The sequence below is a fragment of the uncultured Maribacter sp. genome, from assembly GCF_947500985.1.
Taxonomy (GTDB): domain Bacteria; phylum Bacteroidota; class Bacteroidia; order Flavobacteriales; family Flavobacteriaceae; genus Maribacter.
Genome location: NZ_CANMTX010000001.1, coordinates 692,429 through 711,885, shown reverse-complemented (window position 1 = coordinate 711,885; position 19,457 = coordinate 692,429). Strand labels below are relative to the sequence as shown.

Sequence of the window (19,457 nt, the reverse complement as noted above, 5' to 3'; positions counted from 1 at the left end):
ATCAAGTATTAAGTAAACACTGTAATATTAATTAGTAAAAGTTGTTAATTTAAAAATTCAAATATTCCGGCAGCTCCTTGACCTGTACCTACGCACATGGTTACCATACCGTATTTACCTTGCATATTTCTTTTACGCATCTCATCAAATAGCTGTACTGATAATTTTGCTCCTGTACATCCTAATGGATGACCAAGTGCAATTGCACCACCATTTACGTTTACGATGTCTTGATTGATATTCAATTCACGCATTACTGCCAAAGATTGTGAAGCGAAAGCTTCATTCAATTCTATTAAACCAATATCATTTAGTTTTATATCTGCTTGTTTTAATGCCTTTGGTATAGCAGCGATAGGACCAATACCCATTATTCTAGGTGGTACACCAGCGGCTGCATAGTTTACTAAACGAGCAATCGGTTCAAGATTTAATTCTTTCACCATTTCTTCACTCATTATTAAAACGAATGCTGCACCATCACTCATTTGCGATGAGTTACCAGCAGTTACACTTCCGCCAGCAGCAAAAACTGGGCGAAGTTTATTCAAAACCTCTACAGAAGTTCCTTTTCTCGGGCCTTCATCTTTGGTTACTGTATATTTACGATGTGCTTTTTTTCCGTTAGCATCTAAATATGTTTCCTCAACTTCAATTGGTGCTATCTGACTTTGAAAACGGTCTTCTGCTTGTGCTTTTAAAGCTTTCATATGAGAATTGTAAGCAAAATTATCTTGGTCTTCACGAGATACTTTGTACTCATTTGCAACGGCTTCAGCAGTATTACCCATTCCCCAGTAATAATCTTCATGACCAGAATTTGCTAAATCGTAGTTCAGTTCTGGCTTATTACCCGTCATTGGAACAGAGCTCATACTTTCGGCACCACCAGCAATAATACAATCTGCCATACCAGCTTGAATCTTAGCTGCAGCAATACCAATAGTTTCCAATCCTGATGCACAGAATCGATTTACGGTTACGCCCGGTACATCAACAATATCCAATCCCATTAATGAAATTAGTCTTGCCATGTTCAAACCTTGAGAACCCTCAGGCATCGCATTACCTACGATTACATCATCAATACGTTTTTTGTCGAATTGTGGCAATTCCTTCATCATATATTCGATGGTTTCGGCAGCCAATTCATCTGTTCGCTTAAAACGGAAAACACCCTTCGGAGCTTTTCCAACAGCAGTTCTATATCCTTTTACTATATATGCAGTTTTCATTTTTTATGCTTTTGGCTATTAGCTTTTAGCTATTAGCATTTAATTGTTGTTTTATAATAGACCGATAGCTAATTGCTACAGGCTAACAGCTACGTAATTTTAGTTACGTAATGGCTTACCCGTTTTCAACATATGCTGAATACGTTCTAGAGTTTTTCTCTCAGTACATAATGATAAGAAAGCTTCACGCTCTATATCCAATAGATATTGCTCAGATACTAATGTAGGTTCTGATAAATCACCACCTGCCATTACATAAGCAAGCTTGTTTGCTATTTTCTTGTCGTGTTCGCTAATATAGTGGCTAGCTTCCATAGCATCTGTACCTACAACGAACATACCTAAAGCTTGTTTACCTAAAACTTTGATATCGTTTCGGGCTGCTGGCTGTGTGTATCCAGATTCTGCCATTAAAATAGCATGTGCTTTTGCAGTTGCAATTTGACGATCTTTATTAACCACTACTACATCTTTACCTTTTTGAAGTAATCCCAAATCAAAAGCTTCGTAGGCTGAAGTAGATACTTTTGCCATACCTATGGTCAAAAAGTATTCTTGCAATACATTCAATTCAACATCACCTTTCTTAAAGGTATCTTGTGCACGTAATGCCATCTCTTTAGAGCCACCTCCACCAGGAAGAACACCAACTCCAAATTCTACAAGTCCCATATAAGTTTCAGCTGCCGCAACAACCTTATCTGCATGCAGAGAAATTTCACAACCACCACCTAATGCCATACCATGAGGGGCAGAAATTGTTGGAATAGCAGAGTAACGCATACGCATCATGGTATCTTGAAACATTTTAATAGCCATGTTAAGCTCGTCATATTCCTGCTCGACTGCCATCATGAAAATCATACCAATATTTGCACCTACAGAGAAATTCGGAGCTTGGTTACCAACAACCAAACCTTGAAAATCTTTTTCGGCCATGTCTATTGCTTTATTCAAGCCAGCTAAAACATCACCACCAATGGTATTCATTTTAGATTGGAATTCTACATTTAAAATTCCATCACCTAAATCTTCTACAACAACACCGGCATTTTTAAATACTTCTTTAGATTTTCTAATATTATCTAATATGATAAATGAATCTTGTCCAGGAATTTTTTCCATGGATTTTTTCGGAATATCATAGAAATAGGTGCTTCCTTCTTTTACTGAGTAAAAAGATTCTTTACCAGCAGATTTCATTTCTTGAACCCATGCTGCAGCTTCTAAACCTTCAGCTTTAATAAATTCAAGACCTTTATCTAAACCAACAGCATCCCAAATTTGGAATGGACCATGTTCCCAGCCAAAACCAGCTTTCATGGCATCGTCAATTTTATAAAGCTCATCTGTAATTTCAGGTATTCTATGAGAAACGTAAGCGAACAACTGTCCAAAACTCTTACGGTAGAATTCACCTGCTTTATCTTTTCCACCACAAAGAACAGCAAAGCGATCAACTACCTTGTCAACCGTTTTTGTTAATTCTAACGTGGCAAATTTTGCACTCTTTTTGGAACGATAATCCATCGAACCTAAATCAAGCGTTAATATTTCAGTTTTACCTTTTGCGTCTTTCGATTTCTTATAGAAACCTTGTCCTGTTTTACTACCTAACCATTTGTTCTCCATCATGGTATTGATGAAACCTGGTAGTTTAAATAAATCGTGACGCTCATCATCTTTACAGTTATCATAAATACCATTGGCAACATGTACCAAAGTATCTAAACCAACAACGTCAACAGTTCTAAATGTAGCAGATTTTGGTCTACCGATCACAGGACCAGTAAGTTTGTCTACTTCTTCAACGGTCATATCCATATCTTTTACCATATGGAAAAGGCTTTGAATACTAAAGATTCCAATTCTATTACCTATAAATGCCGGAGTATCTTTGGCAACTACAGAAGTCTTACCTAAAAACTTTTCTCCGTAACCATTTAAAAAGTTTAATACATCATCATCTGTTTTTGGACCAGGAATAATCTCAAAAAGTTTTAAGTAACGTGCAGGGTTAAAAAAGTGGGTACCACAAAAATGCTTTTGAAAGTCATCACTTCTGCCTTCAGACATAAATTTGATAGGAATACCAGAAGTGTTAGAAGTAATTAAAGTACCCGGAGTACGGTACTTTTCAATATTTTCAAATACTTGTTTTTTAATATCTAATCTTTCAACAACAACCTCAATAATCCAATCAACTTTAGATATTTTTGAAATATCATCTTCCATATTACCTGTAGTAATACGGTTAGCAAATTTTTGATGATAAATAGGTGATGGTTTTGATTTCAACGCTGCGGTTAAAGAATCATTTACCATTCTATTGCGAACTACCTTGTCTTGCAAGGTTAAACCTTTCGATTTCTCTTTGTCATTTAGTTCTCTAGGAACAATATCTAACAATAAAACCTCTACGCCAATATTTGCAAAATGACAGGCTATACCGCTACCCATAATTCCTGAGCCAATGACCGCTACTTTTTTAATGTGCTTGTTCATGTACTTTATGCTGTATTAATTTGATAAGTTGAATTAAAATAATTTTTTGTCTGCAATGAGTTTATTGATGGCATTTGTAACTTCAAAAAAACTTTCTAATTTTTCATCGGTAACTTCATTTTTTACAGCCTCATTAAATCTAAGAACGGTACTTTTAGAATCGTTCCTTTTCTCAAGTCCGAAGTCTGTTAAATAAATAAGAACACCTCTGCCATCTTTAGGGTTAGGCTTTCTTAATATAAGACCTTTTTGTTCCATACTTTTTAGAATCCTAGAAAGGCTAGTCGCTTCCATTCCCATTTTTGGACCTAGGGAAGTAGATGGTGTGCCCGTTTTTGGATCAATACTTAGTAATGTAAAACCAACAGCCATAGTAGAATCAAAATTCTTTGCTTCTTCATTATACATTCTAGCTACTGCTTGCCATGTAGCTCTCAACGCATAATCTATCGTTGCTTCTTTCATACTCCTTTTAGTTGGTTCCCAAATATAAGAAAATTTATTATGCATGCATAATAAATTTTCTTATATTTTAGTTAATCAGATGTTACTAGCGTAACTATAGGTGTAATTTCTTATCTATTGTTTTTAAGGTCTATTTATTGTGTAGAGGTATGTTTATTAACTAGATAGATGAATAATATATTTTTTTATATTTAGCGACCCTATTAATTATTTTGAAATACCTATATCAAAAACGAAAGCCCAACTAAATATCTTTTGCAATATTTAGTTGGGCTTCATAATTTATTATTCCAAAATTATTTGGTAATATATTATGGATTAATGCTCATAAATATCATTATAAAGAGCAATATATTTTTGCTTAATTATCTTTCTTTTCATTTTCATTGTAGGTGTCAGATGTCCATCTTCCATACTCCAAATATCAGGGGTCAGTCTAAATTGTTTGATTTTCTCCCATTTGGCAAAACTTTCATTTGCTAGACTTACTTCTTCATTAATTCTGGCAATAATTTTTTCGTTAGTTGCGATATCGGAATTATCGCCAACAGGGATATTCTTTCTTTTAGCCCATTCTTTAATATATTCAAAATTTGGCTGTATTAATGCAGCAGGCATTTTTTCGCTTTCACCGACTACCATAATTTGCTCTATGAATTGCGATTGTTTAAAGCGATTTTCTAGAAGTTGAGGAGCGACATATTTACCACCAGAGGTTTTAAACATTTCCTTTTTACGATCCGTAATTTTCAAGAATCCGTCACTATCTAATTCACCAATATCACCAGTTAAGAAATAACCGTCAACAATCACCTCTTTAGTTTTTGCCTCATCTTTATAATAGCCTAGCATAACTTGTGGACCCTTAATGCATATTTCACCATCTGCGGCAATCTTAACTTCAGTGCGGTCTATAGGTTTACCAACGCTACCAATTCTAAATCCGCCTTCGCGCATATCATTAACCGAAATTACAGGTGACGTTTCAGATAATCCGTACCCTTCCATGAGTCCGAATTCCGCAGCATTAAATATTCGCGATAATCTAGGCTGTAAAGCCGCGCTACCAGAGGCAATTAAACCTAGGTTGCCGCCTAAGCCTTCTTTCCACTTACTGAAAATTAATTTTCTGGCAATAGAAAGTTGTGTTTCGTACCACCATCCGTTTTGACCGTATGGTTCGTATCTAAGACCCAAGTCTACAGCCCAAAAGAATAGTTTCTTTTTAATACCGGTAAGCTCTGTTCCTTTGGCATAGATTTTATCATACACCTTTTCTAAAAGACGAGGCACCGCTGTCATAACATGCGGACTAGTTTCTTTTAAGTTGTCACTGATTTTATCTAAAGATTCAGCGTAGTAAATAGAAACACCTCTAAATTGATATAAGTAAATTAACATTCGCTCATATACATGACATAGAGGCAAGAAGCTTAATGCTTTTGTTTTTCCGTCTTCAATAGGGAATCGTTTAGAGCTTTCAATGGCATTAGTTACAAGGTTATTATGCGATAACATAACACCTTTAGGTCTACCTGTAGTACCTGAAGTATAAATTAATGTTGCCAAATCGTTTGGTGTAACGGCATTCATTGATTTTTGAACTTCATCTTGGTTTGAAGTATCTGCACCTAATTCTAAAACCTTGCTCCAATTATCGCAATTAGAAAGTTCTTCAAAAGAATATACATTTTCTAAACTTTTGACCTGGTCTTTAATTGAAAGTACTTTTTCATATACTTCATCGCAAGAAACAAAACAGAATTTCGCTTCAGAATGATTAAGCACATAGGCGTAATCTTCTTCAGATATAGTTGGGTAAATTGGCACATTCTGTGCACCCAGCTGAAGAATACCGATGTCCATAATATTCCACTCAGTTCTATTGGTGAGTGATATTACGGCAATCTTGTCATTAGGTTTGACCCCTAGGCGTAAAAGCCCACGGCTAATGGTATTTGCTTTGTCTATATATTCTTGAGTGGAAGTTTTAATCCACTCTCCATTTTTTTTTGACACCAACGCCTCTTTTAAGGCATGCTTTTCAAGCTGATAATATGGAAAGTCAAAAAGACGGGTTACTTTTTGCATACTTGATTTCTAATAAGTATTGCAAAATAGTGAAAGAACTCCACATTTTAAAATTGTATTGTTAAATAAAATGGCATCTCGTTACAATATCCTTAATTAAAGTATTGCATCATGTAGGTTATCTATTTTTACCATTAAACTACAATAAATTGTATTTGAACGTGTTATGTATACATCTCATTAATTTGTAGGAAAATTCTTTATTTAAATTAATTAGGTTTGAATAATAGATATTAATCCCAAATTGTAGAAAACATGGAAAAAAAATACTTTAAAAACATATTCTTGAACTCAATTGCTGTAGTTTTTATAGCTTTTTTTGGTTGGAATATGAACGCACAAGCAGAACCTTTCAACTGCGATTTTAACGCTTACTTGTTTCAGTATAATGATATATATGCATTAGATCTAGCTTCGGGTAGTTCTTACTTAGTAGCCGAAAATATTACTCCGGGCAATGTAAACGGTGTAGGTTACAACCCAACAGACGGTTATTTATGGGGATATTTATCAACACCATCTAGCACAATAGTAAGAATTGGAAAAAATTATACGGTAGACCAGTATACCATACCAGAATTACCAACAGGAAATAAGTATGTTGGTGATATATCGCCAAATGGTATTTATTATTTTAAAGCAGGAGGTTCCTCTTATTTTAAGGTTGATATTAATCCTGATTCACCAACTTATCTTGAGTATTTAGGTGCTTTTGAATTAAGTCAGAGTTTGTCAATAGCAGATTGGGCATTTAATGCTGCTGACGGTAATTTGTATACTGTAGAAGGTAGAAGTAGAATTTTGTATAAAATTGATCCTGATACTGGTAAAGTTTACAACTTAGGTGAAGTGCCTATTATAGAAGGGTTAAGCTATACTTTTGGCGCAGTCTATTTTGATGTTGATGGTAACTTCTATATTTCTGCCAACCAAACAGGTTCGGTTTATAAAATTGAGAAAGTGCAAAATATTACGGACGGAAACATGAATTCAAATATTTTTGCATTCGGTCCTGCTGCATCTAGTAATGATGGTGCACGTTGCCCCACTGCACCTGTACCACAAGAAGATTGTATGAATGGTGTAGATGATGATGGTGACGGATTAGTAGATTGTGATGATCCTTCGTGTTCAGGTGTTTCTGCTTGTCCTGTAATAGTTACAACTTCAAGTGCCAATAAAGGCGGACTAGAAAGTAATGATAGGTTAGCGAATTTAATTAGCAAAAGAAACTTTAATAGAGCAAAAACGAACTATGTTTTTGATAAATTAAATGCGAAGAAACTTGTTAAAAATGCTTTCTACGGACTGACTTCTAAAACAGAGATCGATGAGATACCTTTAAATAGTTTGGTACCATTAGGTGTAGTAGGTGAGACAAGTACAATAGAGTCATCACCTAGCGATTTGCTAGATTTAACGAATGCATCAGATATCTATTCTGTAGATTATTTAAACGGTTCTGAAAACTTGGGATCCTTAATGGTCATTAAAACAGATAACAAGGTTTATGAGCATAGCAAATTTATTTGCGACCGTTTTCTAGGGGCACAATTACTTTCTGTTTCAAATATTCAGTTACGAGAAAAAGATTTTATCAAGTCCATTATTAAACAACCGGACGGTAGTCTTGAATTTGCTCTTACTTTCTCAGCTAGGGTAAATGCAGATGAAAATTTCACCATAGAATCGCATTGGAATATTGATGCCTATGCAGGGGATACAGCTTATTATAATTTTCAGATATGGTCTAATTCAGTAGATGACTTATTATTACTAGCCGATGAAATTTTAAATCTTTTAGAGGTTAATGCAGATATCACCCAGTATAATGGGTCGACGCCTCCACCAGTATTCGTAAAGTCTGCTAGCTATAAAAATGGTGAAGTTTTATTGAACTTAGTGAACAATAACAATTCAGAAAGTATTAATCTAGAAGGAGGTTTGAAACTTACTGAAACTAGTGATACTGAGGTATTGGGAGTAACCGCAGATATAGATGGATATTTAGATTCTGTAGCTTTAAAAACAGGAACTTTGTTCGATTTAGGTTTTAGAATAAGTGCCGGTTTGGGTACAACACCAGATGATCTTTTTGTAGCCGACGCACCATGGGGTTTAGATGACTCTGCAGAAGAGACAACTGTAGGTAATTATGAAGTTTTACCTGCAGATGGACCATATGTTGGTGAGGGATATCCTATTGAAAGAAATATAAAATTACAAGGTTCTACTAGTAATTATTTAGGGGTGTACCGTGCTTTGAGTCCGAGGTTTACCGCTGTCGATTTAAGTGATTATGGCAAGGTAAGTTTTGAGGCTAAGGGAACAGGTAATTTAAATGTACAGTTGATAAATGGTGATGGTTCAATATTTAAAACTACTATTAGTTTAGAAAGTGAAATGGATGAATACACCTTATCTGCAACCGATTTTAAAAATGACTCAGATGCAGGTACTGATTTCTCTGATATAAAAGTGCTTTCATTTAATCTAGTTGCCGAAAATGGGTATGCAGAAGAGAAGTCTATGGAGTTACAGAATATAGATTTTCATAATCGTGAGTTGGGTCAAGAATTTGTAGATTCTGATTTGAACAAGTCAGTCGTATATCCAAACCCAATGATTGAAAATACTAGTTTATATTTTTATGAAGAAAACGCAAATACCTATCAATTAGATATTTACTCTTTAAGCGGTAGGTTATTAGGTAACCACCATATGGAAGGTGAAAGCGTAGCAGGACAAAATGAAATTATTGTTGAAAGAAAGGATTTAGCTCCTGGTTTATATCTGTATAAACTACAGAACTCCAATGAAAAAAGATGGAGCGGAAGATTATTGGTCCGATAATCCGGTAAGATGTTTTGGTTGCAAAGAAAGCTGTGTATCGTATTTGGGAGTACACAGCTTTCATCTTTGTAAATATTTAGAATAAATCGATTATTTCTGATTAACGACCCATTCTTTAGCATTTTTAAAAGCTTCTAACCAAGGGGAAACTTCATCAGTTCTATCCGTTGGATAATGTGCCCAGTTCCATGGGAAAATAGAACGTTCAATATGTGGCATTGTCACCAGGTGACGACCAGTTTTATCGCAAAGCATAGCGGTGTTGAAATCACTACCGTTAGGGTTTGCCGGATAACCTTCGTAACTATATTTAGCAACAATATCATAATTTTCTTCAGACTGCGGTAATTGGAATTTACCCTCACCATGAGAAATCCAAACGCCAAGTTTACTACCTTCTAAGGAAGAAAGCATTACAGAGTTATTTTTCTGAATTTCTACTGATGTAAAATTACTCTCGTGCTTATGAGAATCGTTGTACGTCATTTTGCCATGAGATTCATGTTCCGGATTAATTAAATCCAACTCCATAAACAACTGACAACCATTACAAATACCTACAGATAATGTATCTGGTCTTCCAAAGAAGTTTTTAATAACTGTATTTGCCTTTTCATTGTATTTAATGGCACCTGCCCAACCTTTTGCACTACCTAACACATCTGAATTAGAAAAGCCGCCTACGGCACCTAGAAATTGAATGTCTTCTAAATTTTCACGACCAGAGATTAAATCGGTCATATGAACATCTTTCACATCAAATCCGGCTAAATACATAGCATTTGCCATTTCACGTTCAGAATTACTTCCTTTTTCTCGTAAAATCGCCGCTTTGGGTCTCACTTCGCCTCCGCTAAGCGATCGACTTGGAAGATGTAAAGGTGTCGAAGAAGTGAAATTATAAGCTAAAGGCTGAATCTTATAATTATCAAATCTATCTTTTGCCAAACCATTTGCAGTTTGCTGATTGTCTAGTAAGTAAGATGTTTTAAACCAAGTATCTCGCAGAGTCTCAATGCTAAGTCCCATTTCCATACCATTATTCTTAACGGCAAGAGTGGCTTTATTTGAAACGTTTCCAATTTTCTTGGCATCGATATTTTTAGACTTCAATATAGCTTCAATACTATCATCTTTAGATTGAAAAACGATACCTGCATTTTCAGAAAACAATACTTTAATAGTATCAGTTTCACCTAAATCAGTTAGATCAAGATTTGCACCTAGATTAGTATCTGCAAAACATAATTCTAAAAGCGTAGTAATTAATCCTCCAGAAGCAACATCATGCCCGGCAACAATTTTATCTTCTTTAATTAAATCTTGAATTGTATTAAAAACAGTTTTAAAGTATGCAGAGTCAGTAATTGTTGGAGTTTCGTTGCCAATACTATTTCTAGTCTGAGCAAACGACGAGCCACCTAATTTAAAGTTGTCTTTTGATAAATTAATATAGTAAATAGAACCAGCGCCTTTCTGTAAAACTGGCTCCACAACCTTGGTAATGTCACTACAGTTACCAGCAGCTGAAATTACTACGGTACCAGGAGAAATAACATCACCATCTTTATATTTTTGTTTCATGGAAAGAGAATCCTTTCCTGTAGGTACGTTGATTCCTAAATCGATAGCAAATTCAGAAACGGCCTGTACAGCTTTGTAAAGACGTGCATCTTCACCTTCGTTTTTACAAGGCCACATCCAGTTGGCAGATAAAGAAACAGAAGCTAATCCATCTTTTAACGGCGCCCAAACTAAGTTGGTCAATGATTCTGCTATACTATTTTTACTACCTGCTGCAGGATCGATCAGAGCTGAAATAGGAGAGTGCCCAATACTAGTAGCAATTCCTTCTTTTCCTTTAAAATCCAAAGCCATTACTCCGCAGTTGTTAAGAGGAATCTGTAACGGACCAACACATTGTTGTTTTGCAACACGACCACCAACACAACGGTCAACTTTGTTCGTAAGCCAATCTTTACTCGCAACAGCTTCAAGTTGAAGCACTGCGTCTAAATAATCATGAAAGAATTCTAAAGAGTATTCTGCATTCTTATAATCACGAATAACCGTCTTATCTGTCATTACAGTTTTAGGAGAACTACCAAACATATCAGACAAAGCCAAATCCATAGGCTTAGCACCGTTGGTTTTAGACTCAAAAGTGAAACGGTCGTCACCAGTAACATCACCAACCTCGTACATAGGCGAACGCTCACGGTCAGCAATACGTTGTAGCAAGTCAATATCTTTCTTACCGATAACAAGACCCATACGTTCTTGAGATTCATTACCTATAATTTCTTTAGCAGATAGGGTAGGGTCACCAACCGGTAATTTATCTAAATCTATTTTCCCACCGGTTTCTTCCACTAGTTCAGATAAACAATTTAAATGTCCGCCAGCACCATGATCATGAATAGAAACAATAGTGTTTACATCACTCTCAACCATACCACGAATAGCATTGGCAGCTCTTTTTTGCATTTCAGGATTAGAACGCTGTACAGCGTTTAGCTCGATAGCAGAGCTAAATTCCCCCGTATCTGCACTAGAAACTGCAGCACCACCCATACCAATTCGGTAATTGTCACCACCTAATATTACTATTTTATTACCTGTTTCAGGTTTGTCTTTTATAGCTTGTTCAACTTTACCGTAGCCAATACCGCCAGCTTGCATAATCACTTTGTCATAACCGAGCCTGCGGTGACTGAGCGAAGCCGAAGTCTTGTCTTCAGAAGATTCAAACGGAGTAGAAGCTTCATCATATTCAAATGTAAGAACAGAACCAGTAATTAATGGTTGTCCGAATTTGTTTCCAAAATCAGAAGCACCATTAGAAGCTTTTATAAGAATGTCCATAGGAGTTTGGTATAACCAATCTCTCTCTTGCATTCCTTTTTCCCAAGGTCTCTCTTTTTCTAGACGAGAGTAAGCTGTCATGTAAACTGCAGTACCAGCAAGAGGTAATGAACCCTTGCCACCAGCCAAACGATCTCTTATTTCTCCACCTGCACCAGTTGCAGCACCATTAAAAGGCTCTACAGTTGTAGGGAAGTTATGTGTTTCTGCTTTTATGGAAATTACGGAGTCAAACTCCTTCTCTTGATAAAAGTCTGGCTTGTCTGCTGTTTTAGGAGCAAATTGCATTACTCTAGGTCCTTTTACAAAAGCAACATTGTCTTTATAGGCAGATACTATTTCGTTAGGAAACTCTTGAGAAGTTTTCTTAATCAATTTAAATAGTGAAGAAGGCATTTCTTCACCGTCAATAACGAAAGTGCCATTGAATATTTTATGTCTACAATGCTCAGAATTTACTTGACTAAAACCAAATACTTCAGAATCGGTTAGTTTTCTATCAATTTTTCTGCTGAGGTTCTCTAAGTAATCTACTTCTTCATCATTAAGGGCCAAGCCTTCTTGTTTATTGAAAGCAGCAATATCTTCAATATTCAATATAGGTTTTGGTGCTACATGAACATCAAAAACTTCTTGATTTAGATTGCTATATTTTTGAGAAATCATAGGATCGAATCCTGTAAATTTTTCTTCTATAGCATTGAATTCCTCAATTCGAATAATTCCAGTAACACCCATATTCTGAGTGATCTCTGTAGCATTCGTACTCCAAGGAGTAATCATAGCGGCTCTTGGACCAACAAAAAAGGCGTCAAGAGACGCCGCATTTATTTTAGGTTGGTTGCCGAACAACCATATAAGTTTACTTATATCTTCAGATGAAAGTTCATTAGCGGTCTGTACCGCAAAAACCTTTTTGCTAGGTTCCCCAAAAAAGTGAATCATTGTAGTGTGTCTGGTATTGATTTTTGAAATACAAAATTAAGACTTTACGGGAAACTATTTACGGTAATCTGAAACACTTTTAAACAGTGATTGTTAATGAAATAAGTGAGATTTTGTTTTACCTTTATAATCTTAATATTTGTTTTACGTAAAGTTTTACTTTATGGTATGAAAACTAGATTTTTACTATAAATATAATTATAGTATGTTTGTTGGACTTTAAAGTGATTGTATAGTATAACCACTTAGGAGGGTTCGAAGATTAAATAAAATAGCATGGCGAAGCAAAATAATGATACCGAAGCACTTGAATATTGTATGGATATGATTGGTGGTAAATGGAAACCAATAATTTTGTATCATATCAATAAGGGTACCAATCGATTTAATAAGCTTTTTTCAGAAATTCAGGGGATAAACCGCCAGATGTTAAGCAAGCAATTAAAGTCTTTGGAGAGAACGGGTATCTTGGATCGTACCTTATATGGTGAAATTCCACCACGAGTAGAATATACGTTAACACCATTAGGTAAATCATTGTTGCCGGTTGTGAAGGCGATGACCGGCTGGGGGCAGAAACAAATAGCTGAGACTGTAGCAATTCCTGAAGTTAAAAAGATTAAAGAGGTTCTAGAAGTGAAAAAAGTACCTAAAATTCAAGAATTACTCGAAGTTAAAGAAACTCCAGAAGTTCCACAAAATCAGCAGTTGCCACTTTTTTAATTTCTCTTTAGAATAATCTCATAAGTTTTCAAATGTGGATTTTAATACCTTAAAAAATACTATTACTTCAATATAGTTAACTCAGGTTTTGAATTAGATAAAAATTGATAGTTTGCGCACGCGTCACAATCAATTTATGTAACTTCTAGCAACTAATTCAAAAAACCAACATGAAACAAAGAAATGCACTACTTACAGTTGCATGCTGTCTATTTATTTTAAGCGGCGTATTTGCACAAAAGAAAAAATCAAACAAGCAAATTGAAAAATTAAAAACTGAAGTATCTACTTTGGTTGAAGAAAATAAAAAACTATCCCAGGTTATGGTAGATAAAGTTTTTAGTTTTTCAGAATTAGGATTCCAAGAAATAGAATCATCTAAATATTTGACAGGTATTCTGGCAGAAAATGGGTTTGAAATAGAGAATTCTATTTCAGGGATTCCTACGGCTTGGTTTGCTACTTGGAGCAATGGCGAAGGGCCTACAATTGCTTTAGGTAGTGATGTAGATTGTATTCCAAAGGCATCTCAATATCCAGGTGTAGCCTATCACAAACCTATAGTAGAGGGAGGTCCGGGACATGGCGAAGGTCATAATTCTGGTATACCTATGAATATTATTTCAGCTTTGGCTGTTAAAGAAATAATGGAACGTGAGAATATTGGAGGCACATTATTAGTATGGCCTGGTATTGCCGAAGAATTACTTGCGGCAAAGGCTTGGTATGTAAGAGATGGTCTTTTTGACGATATCGATATGTGTATTTTTACTCATGTAAGTAATAATTTAAGTGTGTCTTATGGACCAACAACAGGTACAGGGTTAATATCTGTGGAATATGCTTTTGAAGGTGAAGCTGCACATTCTGCAGGATCGCCATGGAGAGGAAAAAGTGCCTTGGATGCTGCAGAACTAATGAATGTTGCTTGGAATTATAAAAGAGAGCATTTGCATCCTTTAAAACGTTCACATTCTATCTTTACCGATTCTGGGGATCAACCTAATGTTGTGCCTTCAAAAGCAGCTATTTGGTTCTATTTTAGAGATATTGAATACGAAGGAATTATGGAAATGTATGATATAGCTAATGATATGGCAAAAGGAGCGGCATTAATGACAGGAACCACAATGAAATCTAAAATTTTAGGTACGGCATGGCCGCGACATTATAATAAGATAATTGCAGAGACCATGTTTTCCAACATTAAAGAAGTGGGATTGCCAGAATGGTCAGAAGCTGATCAAAACCTAGCAAAAGCAGTGCAAACAGAAGTCAATTCAAAGAAAATAGAAGGTCTATCGGTTGAATTAGCCGAATTAGGACTTCCTGTTGTTGAACCAATTAGTGGAGGTTCTGATGACGTTGGCGATGTTTCATGGAAAGTACCTACAGTTACTTTGCGTTACCCTTCTAACATACCTGGGCTACAAGGTCATCATTGGAGTAATTCAATAGCTATGGCAACACCAATAGCTCACAAAGGGGTTATTGCTGGAGCAAAGGTAGAGGCAATGACAATTATGGACTTTTTGTTGAAGCCGGAGTTGTTAAAAGGTGCTTGGGATTATTTCAATAATGAACAACAAAAAGAAACAAAGTATCAACCAATGCTTTCCGAAAGTGATATGCCACCAATTTATTTAAATAAAGACAAGCAAGACAAGTTTAGACCAGAATTAGAAAAGTTCTATTACGATGAAACCAAATACGATACATATTTAGAACAACTGGGTATCGAGTATCCTACTTTGAAAGATTAGGTTATTGAATACTATCCATTAAAAAAAGCCTTTCAGTTCATTTTGAACTGAAAGGCTTTTTAAATTGTAAAAAGAGTATTTAGATTTTCTTCTCTAGCAATGCCATATAGAATCCGTCAAAACCACTTTTAGAAGCGTATATTTTTTTGTCTTTGACCAAGCTAAAGTCTTTACCTTCTTCTGATTTTAAGAAAGACTGAACCTGATGACTATTTTCTCTAGGTAGGATAGAACATGTAGCATAAACCATTTTACCGCCTGGTTTAACAATTTTACTGTAGCTTCTAATAATTTCGTGTTGCGTTTTTACAATTTTATCAAGAAATTCTGGTTGCATTTTCCATTTAGAATCTGGGTTTCTTCTAAGAACCCCCAATCCGGTACAAGGTGCATCAATTAATACTCTGTCTGCACTTCCGTAAAGTTTTTTATAAACTTTAGAAGAATCTATTTCACGTACTTCAATATTATGAGCACCGTTACGTCTGGCACGTCTTTTAAGTTCTTTCAATTTACTTACGTAAATATCCATAGAAATCAATTGACCTTTATTTTCCATTAACGCTGCTAAGTGTAAAGATTTACCACCAGCACCGGCACATGTATCAACCACGCGTTGCCCTGGTTCAACATCTAAAAACTCGGCAACTAACTGAGAAGAGGCATCTTGAACTTCGAACATTCCGTTTTTAAAAGCTTGGGTAACAAAAACATTTGCTCTCTCAACCAATTTCAATGCAGAAGGATGACCTTTTACAGGTTCGGCAACGATATTCTCGTCTAAAAGTGCTTTACGTAATTCTTCTTTGTTCGTTTTTAATGTATTTGTACGTAAAATAACATCTGCAGGTACATTAAGTTTGGCTAACTCTTCGGTCCATAATTTTTCACCCAAAGCTTTTTCGCATAACTCATCGATCCAATCTGGCACAGCTTCTCTATATTTTCTTATTTGAGAGAGCTCGTCGAATTTACCTTTAATTCTTCTTTCTGGTGTAGGTTCTATCTGTTTCCAATCTGGTAAACTAATACCTTTTAGTACGGCCCAAACGGCCCACATACGAAATAGATCTGGTCTGCTAAAAGGAGCTTTAACTTCAGCTATTTCAGTATATAAACGCTTATAACGTACCATTTCATAGGTAGTTTCGGCAATAAAGCCGCGGTCGCGAGCGCCCCAACGTTTGTCGTATCGTAGTACTTTTTGAACCACCTTATCGGCATATTCGTTTTCGTTAAATATTAGGTTTAAGGCGTCGATTACGGCAAACACCAAATTTCTGTGTAATTTCATTAGAAGTGATATTATTTTACATGGTCAGAAGATTTGAAGCCGTCATTGTATTGATTATCGATTAGATAGGCTTTAGTCCTCCAAAAAATTATGGCTGCAAAGGTATTGTTTTAGAAGCGATTCCATTTATTTTTGATCAACTTTATACCATAATCCTATGCGTTATACTTTTCTTTTGATTGTTTTAATGGTTTCATGTTCAGAAAGTGTGCAACCAACTACATTTAATTCGGTAACTATCGAAACAATATATTCAGATTCTTTAAGTATTAGAGCTATAGAACTTATGGGTAATAGTTTGGCCTTTGCTGCTAATAAAGGTACTTTTGGTACTGTAGATTTGGCTACTGCCAAAGTGCGTGCGAATGTTGAAAAATACCATACGAGTGTACCAGCATTTAGAGCAGTGGCACATACATCTACCGATTTTTTTATGCTTTCTATAGAATCGCCCGCGCTGTTATATAAAACAGGAGATAACGGTAGAATGGAATTGGTGTATAAAGAAGAGGGAGAAGGCGTGTTTTATGATGCTATGACCTTTTTGAATGATAAAGACGGAATTGCAATAGGAGATTCTGTTGACGGATGTTTAAGTGTTATAATAACTTCGGATGGTGGAAACACGTGGTCTAAGCTACCATGTTCACAATTACCAGAAGGTATAGAAGGTGAAGGAGCTTTTGCTGCAAGTAATACAAATATCAAGATAATAGGTGATAACATTTGGATGGCAACCACATCTGGAAGAATTCTGTTTTCTTCGGATAAAGGGAGGTCATGGGAAACTTATCAAACTCCCATCAAAAATGCCGAAGCAACAGAGGGTATTTATTCCATTGATTTCTATGATGAAAATTTAGGATTTGCCATTGGCGGAGATTACACTAATCCAGATAATGCTATGGCTAACAAAGCAATCACAAAAGATGGTGGACAAACTTGGAGCTTGGTAGCTGACGGCAATGCCCCAGGTTATAAAAGTTGTGTGCAATTTGTTCCGGGTACAAACGGAACTGGGCTTGTAGCTATTGGTTTTACAGGAATATCATATTCATCAGATATGGGAATTAATTGGAAAGAACTATCAAAAGAGCCTTTCTTTACCATACGTTTTCAAAACGATTCTATTGCCTATGCTGCTGGTAAGAATCGTATATCTAAATTAACCTTTAAGTAGTTATTTACCGCCCTTGTTTTGACGATATTGCTTCATTAATTGACGCTTGAATTCTTCTTCTGATCGTAATAGTAAAAGTGTCTTCTTTGCGGAAATAACTTTACTGATTTTTTTAAGAAAATCGTTGTCCAATACTTCTTCTTCCTCTTCTATTTGCATATGAAGCGCTAGAAGTTTTTGAGCTTCTTTTTCAGAAAGCGTGTCAGCATCTTTTATTTTGCTTTTAATTTCTTGATGACCTTTTTTACGTAAAGCATTTCTTTTCTCTTGGTACTCATTGTACACGGGCCAAAACTCTTGAGCTTCTTTTGTATTTAAAGAAAGCTTTTCAGTAATGAAAGCTACTTTTAAGGTATTTATTTTCTCCCAATCTTGGTTTCTCTGTCCAAAAGAAAGGGTAGTTACAAGTAAGAATATTGTAATTATAAATTTATTCATTGTAGTCAATATTTAGTTCATCAAAATCACTAACATTTTCATTTAAGTAATCGAGAAGGTTATCGCTCTCAATAGGAGAGCTTAAAAAATCTGAATATTCAGTATTCGTTACTGGCAAAACTTCAGCAATCTCATAAGGTGAAAGCTCAAAATCGTTATTTTCAAAATAAGCTTCAATATCAGTATTGGCTAAATCACTAAAACTTAATTCACTTGATGAGTTCCAATTGTAATTTAAAGCTATAATTGCAATAGCGGCAATTGAAGCAGCTACAGCTATTATTTTTTTAATTGGAAAAAACGAAATTACCTTTGGTTCATTTTCAAGTTTTCCTTTAAGAGATTCATTGAACGACTCAAAATAATTATCAGGTACCTTAAATGCGCTATCCTTAGGGATAGTACTTTCGGTTTTAGATAATTTATCCATTAGTTTATCCTCAAAACTATCGAAATAGCCTTCTGGAGTTTTAAACGGAATTTTGTTCTTTTTGTTCATGATACTAGTTTGACAATCAATTGTATAAAAGGTTTAATCTTCTTTTAAATACTGTTCTAATTTTTTTACTGCTAAGTGATAAGAGGCTTTTAAGCCACCTACTGAAGTATCTAGAATTTTAGAGATTTCTTCATATTTCAACTCTTGAAAATACTTCATATTGAAAACCAATTTTTGCTTCTCGGGTAAAGTTGCAATCGCTTTCTGAAGTTGAAGTTGAATTTCATCTCCCTCAAAATAAACATCAGCTTCTAGATTAGATACTAATTTATTTTGATAGTCTGTATCAGATACGCCCTGTAATTTTGCTCGTTGCTTTATATAATTCAAAGCCTCATTAGTTGCAATACGGTACATCCAAGAAAAGAGTTTGCTATCTCCTTTAAATCCGTCTATGTTTTTATAGACTTTAATAAAAGTGTTCTGTAAAACATCATCAGCATCGTCATGGCTTAATACAATACTTCGTATCTGCCAATACAAGCGTTCTTTATAGGTATTAACTAATACCTCAAAAGCATGTGCTTGCTTGCTTTTAGTTTTTAAATCTAATACTAATGTTTCCTCTTCAATCACCTATAAATGAGGTTTGTTTATTCTT

The 19,457-nt window shown here is 35.3% G+C and carries 13 protein-coding genes; 4 read left to right on the top strand and 9 right to left on the bottom strand.

Features of this window, described 5'->3' with window-relative positions; translation table 11 throughout:
• Window positions 1-44: 44 nt before the first annotated feature.
• The 4 genes from Q0871_RS03270 to Q0871_RS03255 form a co-directional block, all read right to left on the bottom strand.
• Window positions 45-1,235, bottom strand: a complete 1,191-nt coding sequence (locus Q0871_RS03270; protein WP_299317811.1) for an acetyl-CoA C-acyltransferase — start codon at window positions 1,233-1,235, stop codon at window positions 45-47.
• Window positions 1,236-1,334: 99 nt separating this feature from the next.
• Complete coding sequence (locus Q0871_RS03265; protein ID WP_299317808.1) at window positions 1,335-3,740, bottom strand: 3-hydroxyacyl-CoA dehydrogenase/enoyl-CoA hydratase family protein; 2,406 nt, start codon at window positions 3,738-3,740, stop codon at window positions 1,335-1,337.
• A 33-nt stretch (window positions 3,741-3,773) separates the two neighbouring features.
• Window positions 3,774-4,205 carry a MarR family transcriptional regulator gene (locus Q0871_RS03260; protein WP_299317807.1) on the bottom strand — a complete coding sequence of 144 codons (432 nt, stop codon included), beginning with the start codon at window positions 4,203-4,205 and terminating at the stop codon, window positions 3,774-3,776.
• Window positions 4,206-4,523: 318 nt separating this feature from the next.
• Window positions 4,524-6,296: a long-chain fatty acid--CoA ligase gene (locus tag Q0871_RS03255; RefSeq protein WP_299317795.1), complete on the bottom strand. Its 1,773-nt coding sequence runs from the start codon at window positions 6,294-6,296 to the stop codon at window positions 4,524-4,526.
• A gap of 255 nt (window positions 6,297-6,551) precedes the next feature.
• Between Q0871_RS03255 and Q0871_RS03250 the strand changes: the two genes are divergently transcribed.
• On the top strand, window positions 6,552-9,149 hold the full coding sequence (locus Q0871_RS03250; protein ID WP_299317793.1) for a T9SS type A sorting domain-containing protein: 2,598 nt from the start codon (window positions 6,552-6,554) through the stop codon (window positions 9,147-9,149).
• A 90-nt stretch (window positions 9,150-9,239) separates the two neighbouring features.
• Here the strand turns inward: Q0871_RS03250 and purL are convergent, their stop codons facing one another.
• Entirely contained in the window at window positions 9,240-12,959 is a 3,720-nt protein-coding gene (gene purL / locus Q0871_RS03245; protein ID WP_299317791.1) for a phosphoribosylformylglycinamidine synthase, read from the bottom strand.
• Window positions 12,960-13,235: 276 nt separating this feature from the next.
• Here purL and Q0871_RS03240 point away from each other — a divergent pair, with 276 nt between their 5' ends.
• Together Q0871_RS03240 and Q0871_RS03235 are read left to right on the top strand one after the other, a co-directional pair.
• The gene (locus tag Q0871_RS03240) at window positions 13,236-13,682 is read left to right on the top strand and encodes a helix-turn-helix domain-containing protein (RefSeq protein ID WP_299317789.1); all 447 of its coding nucleotides are present in this window, start codon (window positions 13,236-13,238) and stop codon (window positions 13,680-13,682) included.
• Between the two features lie 170 nt (window positions 13,683-13,852).
• A complete protein-coding gene (locus Q0871_RS03235) occupies window positions 13,853-15,445 on the top strand; it encodes an amidohydrolase (protein WP_299317788.1) in 1,593 nt (530 codons plus the stop codon).
• Window positions 15,446-15,524: 79 nt separating this feature from the next.
• Here Q0871_RS03235 and Q0871_RS03230 read toward each other — a convergent pair whose 3' ends face one another.
• On the bottom strand, window positions 15,525-16,739 hold the full coding sequence (locus Q0871_RS03230) for a methyltransferase domain-containing protein (RefSeq protein ID WP_299317786.1): 1,215 nt from the start codon (window positions 16,737-16,739) through the stop codon (window positions 15,525-15,527).
• 157 nt (window positions 16,740-16,896) lie between these two features.
• Here Q0871_RS03230 and Q0871_RS03225 point away from each other — a divergent pair, with 157 nt between their 5' ends.
• Window positions 16,897-17,919 (top strand): oxidoreductase, encoded by a 1,023-nt coding sequence (locus tag Q0871_RS03225; protein WP_299317784.1) that lies wholly within the window; start codon window positions 16,897-16,899, stop codon window positions 17,917-17,919.
• Here Q0871_RS03225 and Q0871_RS03220 read toward each other — a convergent pair whose 3' ends face one another.
• Genes Q0871_RS03220 through Q0871_RS03210 form a run of 3 tightly spaced genes read right to left on the bottom strand, consistent with a single transcriptional unit; the run spans window position 17,920 to window position 19,432 of the window.
• Window positions 17,920-18,357, bottom strand: a complete 438-nt coding sequence (locus tag Q0871_RS03220; protein ID WP_299317782.1) for a hypothetical protein — start codon at window positions 18,355-18,357, stop codon at window positions 17,920-17,922.
• Window positions 18,350-18,856 (bottom strand): hypothetical protein, encoded by a 507-nt coding sequence (locus Q0871_RS03215; RefSeq protein ID WP_299317781.1) that lies wholly within the window; start codon window positions 18,854-18,856, stop codon window positions 18,350-18,352. Before Q0871_RS03215 ends, Q0871_RS03220 begins: the two co-directional genes overlap by 8 nt.
• 33 nt (window positions 18,857-18,889) lie before the next feature.
• Window positions 18,890-19,432: an RNA polymerase sigma factor gene (locus Q0871_RS03210; RefSeq protein WP_299317780.1), complete on the bottom strand. Its 543-nt coding sequence runs from the start codon at window positions 19,430-19,432 to the stop codon at window positions 18,890-18,892.
• Window positions 19,433-19,457: the final 25 nt, after the last annotated feature.